The organism is Microbacterium sp. USHLN186, assembly GCF_037145155.1.
GTDB lineage: Bacteria > Actinomycetota > Actinomycetes > Actinomycetales > Microbacteriaceae > Microbacterium.
In genome coordinates this window covers 185,157-201,002 of the sequence record NZ_JBBCYA010000005.1, presented here as the reverse complement: position 1 = coordinate 201,002, position 15,846 = coordinate 185,157, and the positions used below count along the sequence as shown (strand labels likewise).

Below are 15,846 nucleotides of genomic sequence, written 5' to 3'. Positions count from 1 at the left end.
CCATCATGGCGCGCGAGTCGGATTCCGTCACCCGGTGGTGGCGGCGGATCAGCCTGCGCGCGAAGGTCACGGGAGTCACGGTCGCCGTGCTCGCGCTCGGGCTGATGATCGCCGGGATCGGCACGGTGCCGATCCTGCGCGGTGCGATGGTGAACAACATCGACGCGCAGCTGCCCGCCCTGGCGACCACCGGTCAGGCCGAGCGCTTCTTCGATGTCAGCGCCCAGGGCGGGCGGCTGGTGTTCGAGCCCGCCGCCGAATCGCCGCGTGCCACCGACTTCGTCGTCGCCTTCTACACCGCCGACGGCGAGCTGATCGCCGAGGCGGGCGGGCAGTCCGCTCAGCAGCGGCCGGTGTTCCCGACTTCGTTCACACTGCAGTCCGCGATCGCACAGGGCGATCAGGTCGTCACCCTGCATGCCGCGGACGGCCTGGTCTACAGCGCCGTCGCCTCGCCGCAATCCGCACAGGACCCGCAGGGACTCACCTATGTGCAGATCGTGGCGCTGCCGCTGGACGAGGCCGACCGCATCGTCGGCACCTACATCGCGGTGTACACCACCGTCGCGCTGGTGACCATCCTGCTCGCCGCGCTGCTGACCCGTGGACTGGTGACCCTGACCTTCCGCCGCCTGGGACATGTCGAGTCCACGGCGATGGCGATCGCCGCGGGGGATTTCAGCCAGCGTCTGACCGACCTCGAGCCGACCACCGAGGTGGGCCGCCTCAACGCCGCCATCAACACCATGCTCGATCGCGTCGACCGCTCGCTGGCGCAGCGCGACCGCACAGTGCAGAACATGCGGCGCTTCATCGGAGATGCCAGCCACGAGCTGCGCACCCCGCTGGTCAGCGTGCGCGGCTACGCCGAGCTGTACCGCATGGGCGCGATCACCGGCGAGGAGGACACCGCGCGCGCGATGGAGCGCATCGAGAAGGAGGCGATCCGCATGGGCGTGCTCGTCGAGGACCTGCTCGCCCTCGCCCGCCTCGACGAGGAGCGCTCGCGCGAGCTGCACATCGAGCCGCTCGATCTGCGTCCGATCGCGCGCGACGCCGCGCTCGATCTGCGCGTCGCCTCTCCGGGGCGCACGATCACGGTCATCGACACGACCGCCGATGACCCGGGCGAGGTGCGCCTGCACGGGCGCCCGGCCGCACCCGTCGAGCCCGAGGGCGCGGAGACGGCGCCGTCGGACACGTCGACCGCGCCGATCACCCGGTCGAACGTCGCGCCCGCACGCACGGGCGCCTTCGCTCGTCTGCGACGTCGACCGCGGACGTCGGCGCCGGTGCCCGCCATCGACTTCACCGAGGCCACCGATGCCCCGGTGCGCACACCTCCCATCGTGCTGGGCGAGGACAACAAGGTCCGTCAGGTGGTGACGAATCTGCTGGGCAACGCCCGCCGTTTCTCCCCCGCGGACGGTCCCATCGAGATCGTCGTGGGCAGCGACCGGCGCCAGGGCGTGGGCACGATCGCGATCGTCGATCACGGCGAGGGCATCCCGCCGCAGATCCGCGAGCAGATCTTCGAACGCTTCTGGCGCGCCGACACCTCGCGCGCCAGGGAGACCGGCGGGGCGGGCCTGGGCCTCGCGATCGTCGCCTCGCTGGTGGAGTCGCTGCACGGATCGGTCGCGGTGCACGAGACACCCGGCGGGGGCGCGACCTTCGTCGTCGCCCTGCCGCTCGCTCCCCCGCAGGCGACACCGGCCCACCTGCTCGAGGAGACGCAGCCGATCGAGCGGCTGGATCCGCCCCGCTGAGCCTGCGATCCCGGCATCGCGGCGCGCTGCCGGGTGTGCCGCGCTCATCCTGCACATCTCCGCCCGTGCGCCGGTCGTGCACGGATCGCGCGGACCGCGGCATCCGGCTTCGCTCGACGCTCGTACGCTCGAACCCCCATCGAGAGGAGATCCCATGTCCGTCTTCACCGTCGACACCGACGCGGTGCAGTCCGCCAACGCCATCGCCTACGCCACCATGGAGCGTCTGCAGGCCGAGTCCGCCGCGCTGATGGCGCAGCTGAGTCAGCTGCAGACATCGTGGACCGGTACCGCGGCCGCGGCCTTCCAGCAGTGCAGCGAGCAGTGGCGGGGTGCGCAGCTGCACGTCGAGCAGGTGCTCGGCTCGATCAGCATGGCACTCGGCGCGGCTGCGACCCAGTACGCCGACGCCGACCAGTACTCGGCGAGCCTGTTCCGCTGAGCCGGCCGTCGCAGCCGGGAACGCAGAATGCCCCCTGCCATGCGGCAGGGGGCATTCGAAGCGGTGCTTCAGATCGTCAGATCAGAAGTCCATGCCGCCCGACGGGTCGGCCGGCATGGCCGGAGCCTTCTCGGGCTTGTCGGCGACGACGGCCTCGGTGGTGAGGAACAGGCCGGCGATCGACGCGGCGTTCTGCAGCGCCGAGCGCGTGACCTTCGCCGGGTCGATGATGCCCTGTGCGAACATGTCGCCGTACTCGCCGGTGGCCGCGTTCAGGCCCTGGCCCGCGGGGAGCTCGGCGACCTTGTGCGCCACGACGCCGGCCTCGAGACCCGCGTTGATCGCGATCTGCTTCAGCGGCGCCTCGATCGCGACACGCACGATGTTCGCGCCGGTCGCCTCGTCGCCCTCGAGTGCGAGGGTGTCGAGCACCTTCGCCGCCTGCAGCAGCGCGACGCCACCACCGGGGACGATGCCCTCCTCGACGGCCGCCTTCGCGTTGCGCACGGCGTCCTCGATGCGGTGCTTGCGCTCCTTGAGCTCGACCTCGGTCGCAGCGCCCGCCTTGATGACCGCCACGCCACCGGCGAGCTTCGCGAGGCGCTCCTGCAGCTTCTCGCGGTCGTAGTCGCTGTCGGTGTTCTCGATCTCGCGACGGATCTGGGTCACGCGACCCTCGATCGAGGACTGCTCACCCGCACCCTCGACGATCGTGGTCTCGTCCTTGGTGACGATGACCTTGCGAGCACGGCCGAGCAGGTCGAGCGTGGTGTTCTCGAGCTTGAGGCCGACCTCCTCGGTGATGACCTGGCCGCCGGTGAGGATCGCGATGTCCTGCAGCTGGGCCTTGCGGCGGTCGCCGAAGCCGGGAGCCTTGACGGCGACCGACTTGAAGATGCCGCGGATCTTGTTCAGCACGAGGGTCGCGAGAGCTTCGCCCTCGACGTCCTCGGCGATGATGACGAGCTCCTTGCCGTCCTGGATCACCTTGTCGACGACCGGCAGGAGGTCCTTGATGTTGCCGATCTTCTGGTTGGCGATGAGGATGTACGGGTCCTCGAAGACCGCCTCCTGGCGCTCCGGGTCCGTGACGAAGTACGGGTTCAGGTAGCCCTTGTCGAAGCGCATGCCCTCGGTGAGCTCGAGCTCGGTGCCGAAGGTCTGCGACTCCTCGACGGTGACCACGCCCTCCTTGCCGACCTTGTCGATGGCCTCGGCGATCAGCTCGCCGATCTCGTTGTCGGCGGCGGAGATGGATGCGGTGGCCGCGATCTGCTCCTTGGACTCGATCTCCTTGGCGCTCTTGAGCAGGTCCTCGGTGATCGCCGCGACGGCCTTCTCGATGCCGCGCTTGAGCGAGATGGGGTCGGCGCCGGCGGCGACGTTGCGCAGGCCCTCGCGCACCAGTGCCTGAGCGAGGACGGTCGCGGTCGTGGTTCCGTCACCGGCGACGTCGTCGGTCTTCTTGGCGACCTCCTTGACGAGCTCCGCGCCGATCTTCTCGTACGGGTCGTCGAGCTCGATCTCCTTGGCGATCGACACGCCGTCGTTCGTGATGGTGGGGGCGCCCCACTTCTTCTCGAGCACGACGTTGCGACCACGCGGGCCGAGGGTCACCTTGACGGCGTCGGCCAGGATGTTCAGGCCGCGCTCGAGGCCACGACGGGCCTCCTCATCGAAAGCGATGATCTTTGCCATGAGTCTTTCGTCCCTCCCGGACGTAGGCGATGGGGATTAGCACTCCGAGTATGCGAGTGCTAACACCCAGTCTGGCACTCGACCCCTGAGAGTGCAAGCCGCCGGAAGGCGCGGCTCTCAGCGCGCTCAGGGCGCCGGAGTGGAATCCGGCTGCTCGGACGAGGGAGCGCCGCTCGCCGCACGATCCAGCCCGATCACCACGGTGAGCTGCGGCTCGTCGCTGTCGTTCAGCCCGGCGTAGAAGTCGCTCTGCTGTGCATCGACGTCGCCGAGCAGCTCCGCCAGGCCGAGCGCCGCATCGCGATCGGCCTCGTCGACGTAGAAGACGGTGGTCTTCGAGAACTCCTGCGACGAACCGTCGCTGCCGAACACGTGATCCGACGACCATCCCGCCGTCAGCAGCTCGGCGCGCACGTCGTCGACCAGTCCCTTCTCGGGGGTCGCGTTGATGATGAGCACGCGGTACGAGGTGTCCAGACGGGCGATCGCCCCCGGCGTCTGCTGCGACGTCGCGGGCCGCTCCTCGCCGCCGAACAGCGAGATGCGATCCATCATGACGAGCGTGACGAAGATCCCGCAGACGATGAGGACCAGCGCGATCGCCGCCGACCACAGCAGCACCACCAGGCCGTTCATCCCGGGCTGCTCGGCACGGTGCGCCCCGACGCGTCCGGCGGTACGGGGGACGTCGTCGAATCGATCGCGGGAGGACTTCAGCACCCCTCGATGCTAGCGGGCGCTGGGTGGGAACCCTGCGGAAGAGCCTCGTCCGCAGCCTCGTCCGCGCGGCGCGGGAGCGGGAGCGCGACGGCTGGCGCGTCAGCCCACGAAGCCGCGCATGCGGGCGGCGCGCTGCGTGGCGCGGGCGTCGCGCAGCCGCCGCAGTCGTCGCACCAGCAGGGGGTCGAACTGCAGCGCCTGCTCGGTGTCGATCAGCCGCCCCAGCAGCTGGTAGTAGCGCGCGGGGCTCATCCCCAGCTGCGCGCGGATCGTCTCCTCCTTCATGCCGCCGTGCCGCGGCCACGCCGCCTCCAGCGTCAGGATCGCCCGATCGCGATCGGAGAGTTCACCGAGCATGACTCCCAGGCTAGGGGGCATCCGCTCCGATCCCCGTGCGCCACTCCCACCAGCGGCCGAGCGGATCGGCATCCGCCACCACCCGGCCATCGAGCGCCACCGCGAACCCGCGGAAACCCTCCGGATCGATCGCCGGTCGCCAGGCGTCGTGCAGCCCGGGGGCGTCGATCGTGATCCATCGGGCATCGAGCGCACGGATCCGGTCGATCAGCGCACGGCGCCGCTCGCGCGGCAGGTACACGAGCATTCCCGGCGTCGTCACGACGAGCGTCGCGTCGCGCGGCGCCCGATCGATCAGCACGTCGAGGGTCTCGAGGGCGTCGCCGCGCAGGAGCAGTGGCGGATCCGCCGCCGCGATGTCCATCGCCGCGGCGATGCGCTCGGCCCGCTCGTGCTCACCCGGCCAGACCAGCGCGTCCAGCCACGCTCGTCCGGCCTCGGTGCGCACATCGACCGGATCGAGATCGATGCCCGCACGCCAGACGATGTGCGGCATCCGCAGCACCGGAAGCGCGCCGCGCCTGACGCTGCGCAGCCGCACCGGCGAGGGCCCGTCGTCCGGATCGAGGCGCAGCCGCTGCTCGCCGCCCTCTTCGACGAAGAGGTACGAGTAGCGATCCGGATACAGGCACAGCCCGGCCGCCGCGCCGAGCTCGACGAGAGCGACCGGCCCCTCGATGAGGCTCAGCGCCGGCAGCAGCGCCGCGAGGCGCAACGGCTCGTTCGTCTGCACTCCGCGGTGCTCGCACGCGTCGGCGATCTCCCCTGCGTGCTCCAGCACGAAGCTCCGCCACTGCGCGTACGGCCCGAGCGGCGCGCCGCGCAGCCGGCTGACGGCGAACACCAGCGCCGGCTCGCGGTGCTGCGGGCTGATCGTCGCCAGCATCCGGATCATCGCGTCGTCCGCGGCGACGCCCGCCGCCCACTCCGCATACAGCGGGCTGCGCCCGGGGGCCTCCTCGCGTGCGAAGCGGTCGTAGCGCTCGGCGACAGCATCGGTCATGCCTCCATTCTCCCGACGCCGGTGCCTTCCAGACGGGAGAGAATGGAGTCATGTCGTACAGCGTGAACAAGACGGATGCCGAGTGGCGGGCCGAGCTCGGCCAGGACCAGTACGCGGTGCTGCGCACCGCGGCGACCGAGCGGCCGTGGACCGGTGAACTGCTCGACGAGGAGCGCGCGGGGCTCTACACCTGCGGCGCGTGCGGTGCGGAGCTGTTCCGCAGCGGGACCAAGTTCGATTCCGGATGCGGATGGCCGAGCTTCTACGAATCGGTGCGGCCCGAGGCTGTGGAGCTGATCGAGGACCGCTCGCTGGGGATGGAGCGAACCGAGGTGCGCTGCGCCGCGTGCGGCTCTCACCTGGGCCACGTCTTCCCTGATGGCTTCGGCACCCCCACCGGCGATCGCTACTGCATGAACTCGCTGGCGCTGTCGTTCACACCCGACCCCGCCGCCCCCGCCGACGCGTCGTGAGCGCGCTCGACGCCGTCCGGCGCCGAGCATCCTGGTCGCGCGTGACGGAGGAGGCGCCGACCCGCGAACAGCTTCTGCCGCTGATCGAGGCGGCCGGCCGCGTGGCGGATCATTCCGCGCTGCGGCCGTGGCGGCTGATCGAGCTGCGCGGCGACGACCGGCTCGCACTGGGCGCTGCTCTCGGGCTCGCCGCCGGCGACGACGAGGCGTCGACCAAGCCGCTGCGCGCGCCGCTGCTCATCGCTGTCGTCGCGTCGTACCGCCGCAGCGACAAGGTGCCGCGCTGGGAGCAGGAGGCGGTGGCGTCCGGCGTCGCGCACATCCTCAGCCTGCTGCTGGACGAGGCCGGCTGGGGTGTCATCTGGCGCACCGGCGGGCTCACCCGCTCCGCCGCGGTGGCGAGGGCGCACGGACTCACCGCCGATGAGGAACTGCTCGGCTGGCTCTACGTCGGCGGCAAGCCAGCCGGCAAGGAGGCCGGCCGGCGCAGAAGCGTGGCTGCCGACGAGCTGCTGACGCGGATGCCGCGGCCGACGCCCGAGATGACGGCCGCCACCGCCGCCGCAGAGGAGCACCGGCTCGAGCGGAAGGCGCAGAAGTCCGCGAAGAAGGCGCAGAAGGTCGCGAGGAAAGCCGAGAAGAAGGCGGCCGAGAAGGCGCGACGGGCGGACTGAGTCAGCGTCGATGCGGCAGCGCGACCACGACGGATGCGACCGCCACGGCGGTCATCGCGATGAGCTGCCAGGCCGCCGGACCCCGCTCGACGGGCCACAGCACGTCGATGACCACCGAGGTCGCCAGCTGCCCGAGCACGCTCCCCAGTCCCAGCAGCAGCACGCCCGTGTGCGCGACCAGCCAGGCGCCCAGCAGGATGTAGGCGAAGCCCAGCAGTCCGCCCAGATACAGCCACCACTCGGTGGGCGCTGCCGGCGGCATCCCGGTCGACGCGACGCTCACCGCTGCGGCGGCCAGCAGCACCACGGTGCCGGCCACGAAGCTCGTCAGCGTCGCCGTCAACGGCGATGCCACTCTCCGTGCCAGACGACCGTTCGCGGCGGCCTGCCAGGCGATGCCCGCCCCGGCTGCGAACGGCAGCAGCAGCAGCCACAGCGGCGCACGCACCAGCACGCCGTCGCCGAGCGAGATGCCCACCGCGGCCAGCGCCAGCGCGCCCCCGATCACCCGCCCGGGTGTGACTGCGACCACGCCAGAGGGCCCGACCCCGATGCGATCCAGCAGCAGGCCGTGCAGGGTCTGCCCGGCGACCACCCCGACGGTGAACAGCGAGACGCCGAGCACTCCGGCGACCAGTCCCTGCGTGGTCACGGTGAGGGCGCCGCAGGTGCCGCCGAGCAGCATCCAGAACGGCACCGTGCGTTCGCGGATGCCGCTCAGCAGCCGTCGCACGCCGGCACGTCCGGACGGCAGAGCGGCCACCACGACGACGAGCGCCGCCAAGCCGACGACGAACGAGGTCAAGCCGGCGAGGATGCCGTCCTCCAGCCGCACGCCCAGCACGCCGTTCACGCGCGCCTGCACGGCGGTCATCGCACCGATCGACACGGCGCCGCCGAGCGCGATCGAGGTCGGCAGCGTGCGGGGCGGGGTCATTCACCCCAGGCTACCCGTGCCGGGCCGAAGGCGCCGCGGCTCAGCGGGGCATTCAGGCACCCACCGGCGCGATCACGCGGGGATCGTCGACGTCCACCGTGCGCGAATTGTTGACCCTCCGATCCACGACGTACTGCTGGATCGTCGAGGCGACGGCTGCGGATGAGCCGTCCAGCGTCGCCAGCAGGTCCTCCCGCCCGCCGCGATCGAGCTTGACCGGCTCGAGCCACGCGTCCAGCGCATCGGGGGTGAGGAAGGCGGGCATCCGGTCGTGGATCTCACCGCCGGCGTCACGCGCTTCGCGGGTGACCACGACGAAGCAGCGGACGTGCTCGCCGCGCACGTCCATCGACCAGGTCAGGCCGGCGGCGGCGAGCAGACCGTCGCCGTGCAGGAAGTGCGGGGTCTTGTCGCCCTTCTCCCCCGTCCACTCGAAGTAGCCGCGCATCGGCACGACGCAGCGCGCCGCCGTGAACGCCGGCGCCCAGAAGCCGGTGGCGAGCTTCTCGATGCGCGCATTGATGATCGGCGGACCCTTGGGCCGGTTCGCCGGCTTCTGCCAGTCCCACCGCACGAGCTCGAGAAACCGCCCCTCGCCACGATCGCGCACGATCGGCGCGTCGTCGGTGGGCGCAATTGAGTAGGAGCCGTGCCACGACAGCCACCAGTCCTCCGGTTTGCCGCCCTCGGCGACGAACTCGCGCACGAGCTCGTCGGTCTTTGCGTCCATCGCGAATCGTCCGCACATGCTGGCGACCCTACGCCAGGCCGGTGATGTCCGGCACATCGCGGAAGCCCTGCGGCGGCAGGGATGTTGAGCCGACTACGGGACTCGAACCCGTAACCCCCGTATTACAAGTACGGTGCGCTACCAATTGCGCCAAGTCGGCGGACCGTCACCAGCATAGCGACGGCGAGCGGCCCCACTCGCGCAGAGCCGCGTGCGATCAGGACTCCGGCGTGGCGGATGCCGTCGGCGCCGGCGTCGGGGTGGGCTGCGTGGAGCCGTAGTACTCGTCGCTGGCGGTGGTCAGCACGAACTGCGAGAACTCCGCCGGGTCATCGAGCGCGCCAACGTACGCCTTGCCGCCGACCAGGATCAGCGCCTCGTTGTTGAGCTTCATGTCATCGGTGCCCGGCAGCGGCCCCTCGAGGGCGCGCGCGGTGGCGTCCTTCGCCCACGACACGAAGTCCTCCTTCTCGATGCAGGAGCGCACCTTCTTGGCATCCGACACCCCGACCGCCACGGCCAGGTCGGCCAGCTGCATGTCGGTGCGTCCGTCGGTGTCGACCTTGGGCTGGTCGGTGAGCAGCTCGTGGTTGTAGTCATAGAAGCTGTCGGGCGAGTACGTCGCCACGCACGCCGCGGCAGAGGCGGCACGCAGCGAGTACTTGGTGCCGTTCGAGCTCGCGGTGAGCAGGGCGATCGGGTGGTATGTCACGTTCACGGCACCCTCGCTGATCCACCCGGCGAGCTGTCGCGCGTTCGCGCGCTCGAACTCGGCCGCACCGGCCGAGAGGTAGTCGACGTAGATGTGGATGTCGGTGGCGGCGGCGTCCGGGCTCGCGCTGGGGTCTGGTGTCGGCGTCGCCTCCTTCGCGGTCTCCGCGGGCGTGGAGCCGGGAGCGGGTGTCGCGGCTGCCGGCGGTGTCACCGCCGCCTGACTGACCGTCACCCCGTCACCGGCCATGCCACGCGGGCTGAGCTGCGGCTTGGAGATCGACGAGCCGACCGCGTACGTGACGGCCGCGCCGAGAGCGCCGACCGCGACGATCGCGACCAGACCGATGAGGATGCGTCGCACGAGACGCGCCCGCGATTGCTGCGCGTGCACCTGCTGGGCCTTCTCCCGCACCGCATCACGCGAATTGCGAGCGGCAGGGACGTTCGGCGTTTCGTCGCTCGACATCGTTCCTTCTGAAGATCGGGTGGGACGGGTGATCCCGTGGCCGCGAAGAATGCGGCACCGGACTCGATGTTAACCAGGCAGTCTGGGAAATACCCAGACGCGCCCGGCCGTGCCATACTGAAACCGACCCGATGAAGGGTCACGGCGGGCCGAGTCCGCCGCTTCCATCACTACGGATCGTCCGGCACGTACCTGCCGGTGAAGGAGAAACCATGGCCACCGTTACGTTCGACGACGCGACCCGCCTCTACCCGGGCGGCACCCGCCCCGCGGTCGACAAGCTGAACATCGAGATCGCCGACGGCGAGTTCCTCGTCCTCGTCGGCCCGTCCGGCTGCGGAAAGTCCACGTCGCTGCGCATGCTCGCCGGCCTCGAAGAGGTCAACGCCGGCCGCATCCTCATCGGCGACCGCGACGTCACCGACGTGCCGCCGAAGGATCGCGACATCGCGATGGTCTTCCAGAACTACGCGCTGTACCCGCACATGACCGTCGCCGAGAACATGGGCTTCGCCCTGAAGATCGCCGGCGTCGGCAAGGAGGAGCGCGCCAGCCGCGTGCTCGAGGCCGCCAAGCTGCTCGACCTCGAGGAGTACCTCAACCGCAAGCCGAAGGCCCTCTCGGGTGGTCAGCGTCAGCGCGTGGCCATGGGTCGCGCCATCGTCCGCCAGCCGCAGGTGTTCCTCATGGACGAGCCGCTGTCGAACCTCGACGCGAAGCTGCGCGTGCAGACGCGCACGCAGATCGCCTCGCTGCAGCGCCGCCTGGGCGTCACGACCGTGTACGTCACCCACGACCAGACCGAGGCGCTGACCATGGGCGACCGCATCGCGGTGCTCAAGGACGGCATCCTGCAGCAGGTGGGCACCCCGCGCGACCTGTACGAGCGTCCGAGCAACGTCTTCGTCGCCGGCTTCATCGGCTCGCCGGCGATGAACCTGTTCACCGCCGACCTCGCCGAGGGCGGCGTGCAGTTCGGCACCGAGGTGGCGCCGCTGGATCGCGAGACGATCAGCCGCGCGACCGGCAACCAGGTCACCATCGGCGTGCGCCCGGAGGACATCACCGTCGGTCCCGCCGACGGAAGGGGCCTCTCGGTCGTCGTCGACCTCGTCGAGGAGCTCGGCGCGGACGGCTACCTGTACGGCCACACCGACATCAGCGGCAAGCGCACCGACATCGTCGCCCGCGTCGACGGCCGCAACCACCCCAACGCCGGCGAGACGGTCACCCTGGCCGCCAACCCCGGTCACGTGCACGCCTTCGACCTCGAGTCGGGCGAGCGCCTGAACAACGCACCGATCGTCACCGCCTGACGACAGCACTGCAGCGGCGCGGGCAGACCCTTCCGGTCTCCCGCGCCGCGGCGTTTCCGGAGGAACCATGCGGGAGTCCCTGCGCATCACCGCCAGCTCCGTCGATCCCGGCCTGCTGAGCCTGCCCTGGGCGACACCGCTGGGCAAGTGGCCGTCCGAGCACATCGTCTCCCTGCCGAAGGGCCTCTCCCGGCACCTGGTGCGCTTCGCCGACCTGTCCGGACGCGTGGTGGCGGTCAAGGAGACCACCGCCGAGATGGCGCAGCGCGAGTACGAGATGCTCGGCAATCTCGCCCGTCTGGACGTGCCGTGCGTGAGCCGGGTGGCGGTGATCGCCGGTCGGGCGGATGCCGCCGGCAAGGCGCTGCCGGCGGCGCTGGTGACCTCGCACCTGCGCTTCTCGATGCCGTACCGCGCGCTGTTCACGCAGGTGCTGCGCCCCGACACCGCCACTCGCCTCGTCGACGCGCTCGCGCTGCTGCTGGTGCGGCTGCACAACGTCGGCTTCTACTGGGGTGACGTGTCGCTGTCGAACACCCTGTTCCGCCGTGACGCCGGCGCGTTCGCCGCCTACCTCGTCGACGCAGAGACCGGCGAGCTGCACGAGGAGGGCCTGACCGACGGCCAGCGCGCCTACGATCTCGACCTGGCCCGCACGAACATCGCCGGCGAGATCATGGACCTCGCGGCGGGCGGCCGCCTGGAGCGCGGGGTGGACGCGCTGGAGATCGCGGACGGCATCGTCTCGTCGTACCGCTCACTGTGGGCGGCGCTGACCGCCGAGGAGTCCTTCCCCACCGGCGAGACCTGGCGGATCACCGAGCGCGTCGAGAAGCTCAACGCCCTGGGCTTCGACATCGACGAGATGTCGATGGTCACCACCGCCGACGGCACCGCCGTCCGCATCCAGCCGAAGGTCGTCGACGCCGGCCACCACCAGCGCCGCCTGATCCGCCTCACCGGCCTCGATGTCGAGGAGAACCAGGCGCGGCGGCTGCTGAACGATCTCGACGAGTTCCGGGCCCGCTCCACGCGCACCTGGACCGATGAGGAGATGTACGCGCACGAGTGGCTCACCCGCGTCTTCGAGCCCGTGGTGCGCGCGATCCCCTACGACCTGCGCGCGAAGCTCGAACCCGCCGAGGTCTACCACCAGGTGCTCGAGCACCGGTGGTACCTCTCGCAGGCTCAGGGGCGCTCGGTGGCGCTGGCCGAGGTGCTGACCAGCTACATCAACGACGTGCTGCGCCACCGCCGCGACGAGGCGACCATCATGGGTCCGCCGACCGAGGCGCTGGGACTGCCGGTGGACACCGGCTCCGTCGAGGTGTCCGATGACACGGCGGCGATCGACTGGCGGGATCTGGTCTAGTCCGCCCCGACGGCGGCAGGGATCAGTAGCCGACCGCGAACCGCCCGCGGTGGTGCTTCGGCTGCTCGATCTCGTCGACGACCGCGATCGCGAAGTCCGCCCCGGAGATGGTGGAGTTCCCGTCGGCGTCCCGGACCAGCACGTCGCCGCCATCGCGGTAGCGCCCGGTGCGCTCGCCCTCCGCCCACGGTCCGAACACCTCCGCCGGGTGGATGAAGAACCAGTCCAGGCCGTCGGTCTGCTCGAGCAGCTCGAGCGAGTCGATGCCGACCTGCGCCTCGTGCCGGTACTCCTCGGGGAAGCCCTGATCGAACAGCCGCGGGCCGCCCGGCGCAACGAGGCTGCCGCCCGCGCCGCCGACGACGCCCAGCCGGGTCCGGGTGCCGGCGAGCTTCTGGGTGAGGCCGCGCAGCGCACCGATGACCTCGTTCTCCATGTCGCCGCGGGGCGAGAGCGCGGAGACGACGGCATCCGCGTCGTCGAACACACCGCCGAGGCCGTCGAGGTCGAGCACCGAGCCCTGCACGTAGTGCGCGCCGTCCACGGGAGCGTCGGGCGCCTGGCGCGAGATGACGGTCACCTGGTGTCCTCGGTTCACCGCCTCGCGGGTGATGTGCGATCCGGCGTAGCCGGTTCCTCCGATGACGACGATGCGGGACATCCGTGTTCCTTCCGGTGCGTGAACGGCTTCACCGGATACAAGTGCCGCGGGCGCGAGGGTTATTCCGCAGAGCCGCGCATGGTGGCGACCTGGTACAGCGCGACGGATGCCGCGATGCCCGCGTTCAACGACTCGGTGGCCGAGGAGATCGGGATGGAGACGATCTGATCGCACGTCTCGGTGACGAGCCGCGAGAGGCCCTTGCCCTCGGAGCCGACCACGATCACGACCGGGCGGTCCGCGAGCTCCAGCGACGGAAGCGCGACGTCTCCCCCGCCGTCGAGGCCGAGCACGAACACGCCCTGCTTCTTGAACTCCTTCAGCAGGGTCGTGAGGTTCGCTGCGAGCGCGACGGGCAGGCGGGCGGCGGCACCGGCGCTGGTCTTCCAGGCGGCGCTGTTCACGCTCGCGGAGCGGCGCTGGGGCAGGATGATGCCGTGCCCGCCGAAGGCGGCCGTCGAGCGGATGATCGCGCCGAGGTTGCGGGGATCGGTGATGCCGTCGAGCGCGATGAACAGGGGCGTCTCACCCCGGTCGATGACCTGCTCGAGCAGATCCTGCGGATGCGCGTACTCGTACGGCGGCACCTTCAGGGCGACGCCCTGATGCACGCCGTCGAAGCCCGCCATCCGGTCGAGCTCCTGGCGGGTCACCTCGAGCACCGGGATCTCCCGGTGCCGCGCGATCGAGAGCATCTCCTTGACGCGGTCGTCCATCTCCACGCGCTGGGCGATGTAGAAGGTCGTCGCGGGGATCTTGGTGCGCAGCGCCTCGAGCACCGAGTTGCGGCCGGTGACGGTCTCGGTGTCGTCGGATGCCTTGCTGCGCGCCTGGCGGTTCATGTCGCGCCCCTGCGGCTTCTGCCCGACCTTGCCCTTGCCACCCGCCGCGGCGAAGCGCTCCTGAGCCGCCTTCCGCTTGCCGGCGACATGCCAGCTGCGGTCCTCGGCCTTGGGGGTCGGACCGCGCCCCTCGAGCGCCTTGCGCCCGAGCCCGCCGGTGCCCTTGGAGGCACCCTTCTTCTTGCTGTTGCCCGCTCCGGGGCGCCCAGGCTTAGCCATCGATACTCCAATGTGTTCCGTCCGGAGTGTCCTCCAGAGTGATTCCCGCCGCGCCGACCGCATCGCGGATGCGGTCGGCTGCGGCCCAGTCCTTGTCGGCGCGCGCCTGCGCGCGCTGCGTGATCATCGTCTGCACCAGCGCGTCGAGGGCGGACGCCTCGGCGCCGGCGTCGGCGTCGGTGGCCCACTCCGGCGCGAGGGGATCGATGCCGAGAGCTCCCGCCATCTCGCGCACCTGCATCGCCGCGAACTGCGCGTCGGCACTGCGTCCGGCGTCGAGCATGCTGTTACCCGCCCGCACTGTCTCGTGCAGCACGGCGAGCGCCTGCGGGATGCCGAGGTCGTCATCCATGGCGGTCGCGAACGCCGCCGGGAGCATCTCCGCACTCGGCTCGCCGTCGTCGTCGTCGGAACGCCCCGCCGTCCACGCGACCTCGGCGGGAAGCCGCGCGGCGCGCTCGAGGAACGAGCGGATGCGGGCCAGAGCGGCATCCGCTTCGGCGAACGACGACTCGCTCAGGTCGAGACTGGAGCGGTAGTGCGCGGCGGCGAGCGCATAGCGCACGACCAGCGGGTCGTGCGCGGCGAGCACATCGGCAGCGAGCACGAAATTGCCCAGCGACTTCGACATCTTCTGCCCGCCCACGGTGACCAGTCCGTTGTGCACCCAGTACCGCGCGAAGCCGAGGCCGGCGGCGCTGGACTGCGCGAGCTCGTTCTCGTGGTGCGGGAAGCGCAGATCCAGTCCGCCGCCGTGGATGTCGAACTCCGGTCCGAGGAAGCGGCGCGACATGGCCGAGCACTCGATGTGCCAGCCGGGGCGGCCGCGGCCCCACGGCGAGGCCCAGACGGCATCCGGCGCCTCCTCGGCCTTGGCGCCCTTCCACAGTGCGAAGTCCTGCGGGTTCCGCTTGCCGCGAGGATCGGCGTCCGCCGCCGCCTCCATGGCGTCCACCGACTGGTGCGTCAGCTCGCCGTAGGCGGGCCACGAGCGCACGTCGAAGTACACGTCCCCGGAGCCGTCGGGCGCGGCGTACGCGTGACCGCGCTCGATGAGACTCGCGATCAGTTCGTGCATCTGCGGGATGAAGCCGGTCGCCCGGGGCTCGTACGTCGGGGGGCGGATGCCGACGGCGGCGTACGCCTGCGCGAACTCCTGCTCGACCCGATACGCCAGCGCCCACCACGGCTCGTCGGCGGTGGCGTTGGCGAGGGTCTTGTCGTCGATGTCGGTGACGTTGCGCACGAAGGTGACGCGGCCGTAGCGGTGCTCGAGCCAGCGCCGCAGCAGGTCGAAGCTCAACGCGGCTCGCACGTGCCCGATGTGCGGGCCGGACTGCACGGTGGGTCCGCACACGTACATCGTCACGTTCGAGGCGTCGAGCGGGACGAAGTCGCGCAGCCGCTGTGCGCGGGTGTCGTAGAGGCGGAGGGTCACCGCACAAGACTACCG

At 70.7% G+C, this 15,846-nt stretch carries 16 protein-coding genes and 1 tRNA gene; 6 read left to right on the top strand and 11 right to left on the bottom strand.

What is annotated here, in order from left to right:
• Positions 1-5 precede the first annotated feature (5 nt).
• Both WFG93_RS11635 and WFG93_RS11630 read left to right on the top strand, forming a co-directional pair.
• A complete protein-coding gene (locus WFG93_RS11635; RefSeq protein ID WP_336646500.1) occupies positions 6-1,769 on the top strand; it encodes a sensor histidine kinase in 1,764 nt (587 codons plus the stop codon).
• A gap of 154 nt (positions 1,770-1,923) precedes the next feature.
• A complete protein-coding gene (locus WFG93_RS11630; RefSeq protein WP_336646499.1) occupies positions 1,924-2,211 on the top strand; it encodes a WXG100 family type VII secretion target in 288 nt (95 codons plus the stop codon).
• An 81-nt stretch (positions 2,212-2,292) separates the two neighbouring features.
• On the opposite strand, the gene groL is transcribed toward WFG93_RS11630, so the two are convergent.
• The 4 genes from groL to WFG93_RS11610 all read right to left on the bottom strand — a co-directional run bounded on the left by groL (position 2,293) and on the right by WFG93_RS11610 (position 5,989).
• Positions 2,293-3,909: a chaperonin GroEL gene (groL, locus tag WFG93_RS11625; protein WP_336646498.1), complete on the bottom strand. Its 1,617-nt coding sequence runs from the start codon at positions 3,907-3,909 to the stop codon at positions 2,293-2,295.
• 126 nt (positions 3,910-4,035) lie between these two features.
• Positions 4,036-4,629 (bottom strand): LytR C-terminal domain-containing protein, encoded by a 594-nt coding sequence (locus tag WFG93_RS11620; RefSeq protein ID WP_336646497.1) that lies wholly within the window; start codon positions 4,627-4,629, stop codon positions 4,036-4,038.
• Between the two features lie 99 nt (positions 4,630-4,728).
• Positions 4,729-4,986 carry a DUF3263 domain-containing protein gene (locus WFG93_RS11615; RefSeq protein ID WP_336646496.1) on the bottom strand — a complete coding sequence of 86 codons (258 nt, stop codon included), beginning with the start codon at positions 4,984-4,986 and terminating at the stop codon, positions 4,729-4,731.
• A 10-nt stretch (positions 4,987-4,996) separates the two neighbouring features.
• The gene (locus WFG93_RS11610; RefSeq protein ID WP_336646495.1) at positions 4,997-5,989 is read right to left on the bottom strand and encodes a DUF2332 domain-containing protein; all 993 of its coding nucleotides are present in this window, start codon (positions 5,987-5,989) and stop codon (positions 4,997-4,999) included.
• 50 nt (positions 5,990-6,039) lie between these two features.
• Here WFG93_RS11610 and msrB point away from each other — a divergent pair, with 50 nt between their 5' ends.
• A complete protein-coding gene (gene msrB, locus WFG93_RS11605; RefSeq protein ID WP_336646494.1) occupies positions 6,040-6,462 on the top strand; it encodes a peptide-methionine (R)-S-oxide reductase MsrB in 423 nt (140 codons plus the stop codon).
• Entirely contained in the window at positions 6,459-7,136 is a 678-nt protein-coding gene (locus WFG93_RS11600) for a nitroreductase family protein (protein WP_336646493.1), read from the top strand. Before msrB ends, WFG93_RS11600 begins: the two co-directional genes overlap by 4 nt.
• Before the next feature lies 1 nt (position 7,137).
• Here the strand turns inward: WFG93_RS11600 and WFG93_RS11595 are convergent, their stop codons facing one another.
• The 4 genes from WFG93_RS11595 to WFG93_RS11580 all read right to left on the bottom strand — a co-directional run bounded on the left by WFG93_RS11595 (position 7,138) and on the right by WFG93_RS11580 (position 9,983).
• Entirely contained in the window at positions 7,138-8,073 is a 936-nt protein-coding gene (locus WFG93_RS11595) for a DMT family transporter (protein WP_336646492.1), read from the bottom strand.
• A 52-nt stretch (positions 8,074-8,125) separates the two neighbouring features.
• Positions 8,126-8,821, bottom strand: a complete 696-nt coding sequence (locus tag WFG93_RS11590) for an SOS response-associated peptidase (protein ID WP_336646491.1) — start codon at positions 8,819-8,821, stop codon at positions 8,126-8,128.
• A 69-nt stretch (positions 8,822-8,890) separates the two neighbouring features.
• Positions 8,891-8,963: transfer RNA gene (locus tag WFG93_RS11585), tRNA-Thr, on the bottom strand.
• Between the two features lie 57 nt (positions 8,964-9,020).
• Entirely contained in the window at positions 9,021-9,983 is a 963-nt protein-coding gene (locus WFG93_RS11580; RefSeq protein ID WP_336646490.1) for a DsbA family protein, read from the bottom strand.
• A gap of 212 nt (positions 9,984-10,195) precedes the next feature.
• On the opposite strand from WFG93_RS11580, the gene WFG93_RS11575 reads away from it, so the two are divergent.
• Together WFG93_RS11575 and WFG93_RS11570 are read left to right on the top strand one after the other, a co-directional pair.
• Positions 10,196-11,299, top strand: a complete 1,104-nt coding sequence (locus tag WFG93_RS11575; protein ID WP_336646489.1) for an ABC transporter ATP-binding protein — start codon at positions 10,196-10,198, stop codon at positions 11,297-11,299.
• Positions 11,300-11,366: 67 nt separating this feature from the next.
• Positions 11,367-12,671 carry a DUF4032 domain-containing protein gene (locus WFG93_RS11570; protein ID WP_336646488.1) on the top strand — a complete coding sequence of 435 codons (1,305 nt, stop codon included), beginning with the start codon at positions 11,367-11,369 and terminating at the stop codon, positions 12,669-12,671.
• 22 nt (positions 12,672-12,693) lie between these two features.
• On the opposite strand, the gene WFG93_RS11565 is transcribed toward WFG93_RS11570, so the two are convergent.
• Genes WFG93_RS11565 through cysS form a run of 3 tightly spaced genes read right to left on the bottom strand, consistent with a single transcriptional unit; the run spans position 12,694 to position 15,831 of the window.
• Positions 12,694-13,332: an NAD(P)-dependent oxidoreductase gene (locus WFG93_RS11565; protein WP_336646487.1), complete on the bottom strand. Its 639-nt coding sequence runs from the start codon at positions 13,330-13,332 to the stop codon at positions 12,694-12,696.
• Positions 13,333-13,391: 59 nt separating this feature from the next.
• Positions 13,392-14,393 (bottom strand): 23S rRNA (guanosine(2251)-2'-O)-methyltransferase RlmB, encoded by a 1,002-nt coding sequence (gene rlmB / locus WFG93_RS11560; RefSeq protein ID WP_336646486.1) that lies wholly within the window; start codon positions 14,391-14,393, stop codon positions 13,392-13,394.
• A complete protein-coding gene (cysS, locus tag WFG93_RS11555; protein WP_336646485.1) occupies positions 14,386-15,831 on the bottom strand; it encodes a cysteine--tRNA ligase in 1,446 nt (481 codons plus the stop codon). The genes rlmB and cysS overlap by 8 nt, the downstream gene beginning before the upstream one ends.
• Positions 15,832-15,846 lie beyond the last annotated feature (15 nt).

What these genes read in the sequence shown, in the direction of transcription:
- WFG93_RS11635 (WP_336646500.1), top strand. Translation starts at nt 6, where the DNA reads ATGGCGCGCGAGTCGGATTCCGTCACCCGGTGGTGGCGGCGGATCAGC.
- WFG93_RS11630 (WP_336646499.1), top strand. Translation starts at nt 1,924, where the DNA reads ATGTCCGTCTTCACCGTCGACACCGACGCGGTGCAGTCCGCCAACGCC.
- groL (WP_336646498.1), bottom strand. Translation starts at nt 3,909, where the DNA reads ATGGCAAAGATCATCGCTTTCGATGAGGAGGCCCGTCGTGGCCTCGAG.
- WFG93_RS11615 (WP_336646496.1), bottom strand. Translation starts at nt 4,986, where the DNA reads ATGCTCGGTGAACTCTCCGATCGCGATCGGGCGATCCTGACGCTGGAG.
- WFG93_RS11610 (WP_336646495.1), bottom strand. Translation starts at nt 5,989, where the DNA reads ATGACCGATGCTGTCGCCGAGCGCTACGACCGCTTCGCACGCGAGGAG.
- msrB (WP_336646494.1), top strand. Translation starts at nt 6,040, where the DNA reads ATGTCGTACAGCGTGAACAAGACGGATGCCGAGTGGCGGGCCGAGCTC.
- WFG93_RS11595 (WP_336646492.1), bottom strand. Translation starts at nt 8,073, where the DNA reads ATGACCCCGCCCCGCACGCTGCCGACCTCGATCGCGCTCGGCGGCGCC.
- WFG93_RS11590 (WP_336646491.1), bottom strand. Translation starts at nt 8,821, where the DNA reads ATGTGCGGACGATTCGCGATGGACGCAAAGACCGACGAGCTCGTGCGC.
- WFG93_RS11580 (WP_336646490.1), bottom strand. Translation starts at nt 9,983, where the DNA reads ATGTCGAGCGACGAAACGCCGAACGTCCCTGCCGCTCGCAATTCGCGT.
- WFG93_RS11575 (WP_336646489.1), top strand. Translation starts at nt 10,196, where the DNA reads ATGGCCACCGTTACGTTCGACGACGCGACCCGCCTCTACCCGGGCGGC.
- WFG93_RS11570 (WP_336646488.1), top strand. Translation starts at nt 11,367, where the DNA reads ATGCGGGAGTCCCTGCGCATCACCGCCAGCTCCGTCGATCCCGGCCTG.
- WFG93_RS11565 (WP_336646487.1), bottom strand. Translation starts at nt 13,332, where the DNA reads ATGTCCCGCATCGTCGTCATCGGAGGAACCGGCTACGCCGGATCGCAC.
- rlmB (WP_336646486.1), bottom strand. Translation starts at nt 14,393, where the DNA reads ATGGCTAAGCCTGGGCGCCCCGGAGCGGGCAACAGCAAGAAGAAGGGT.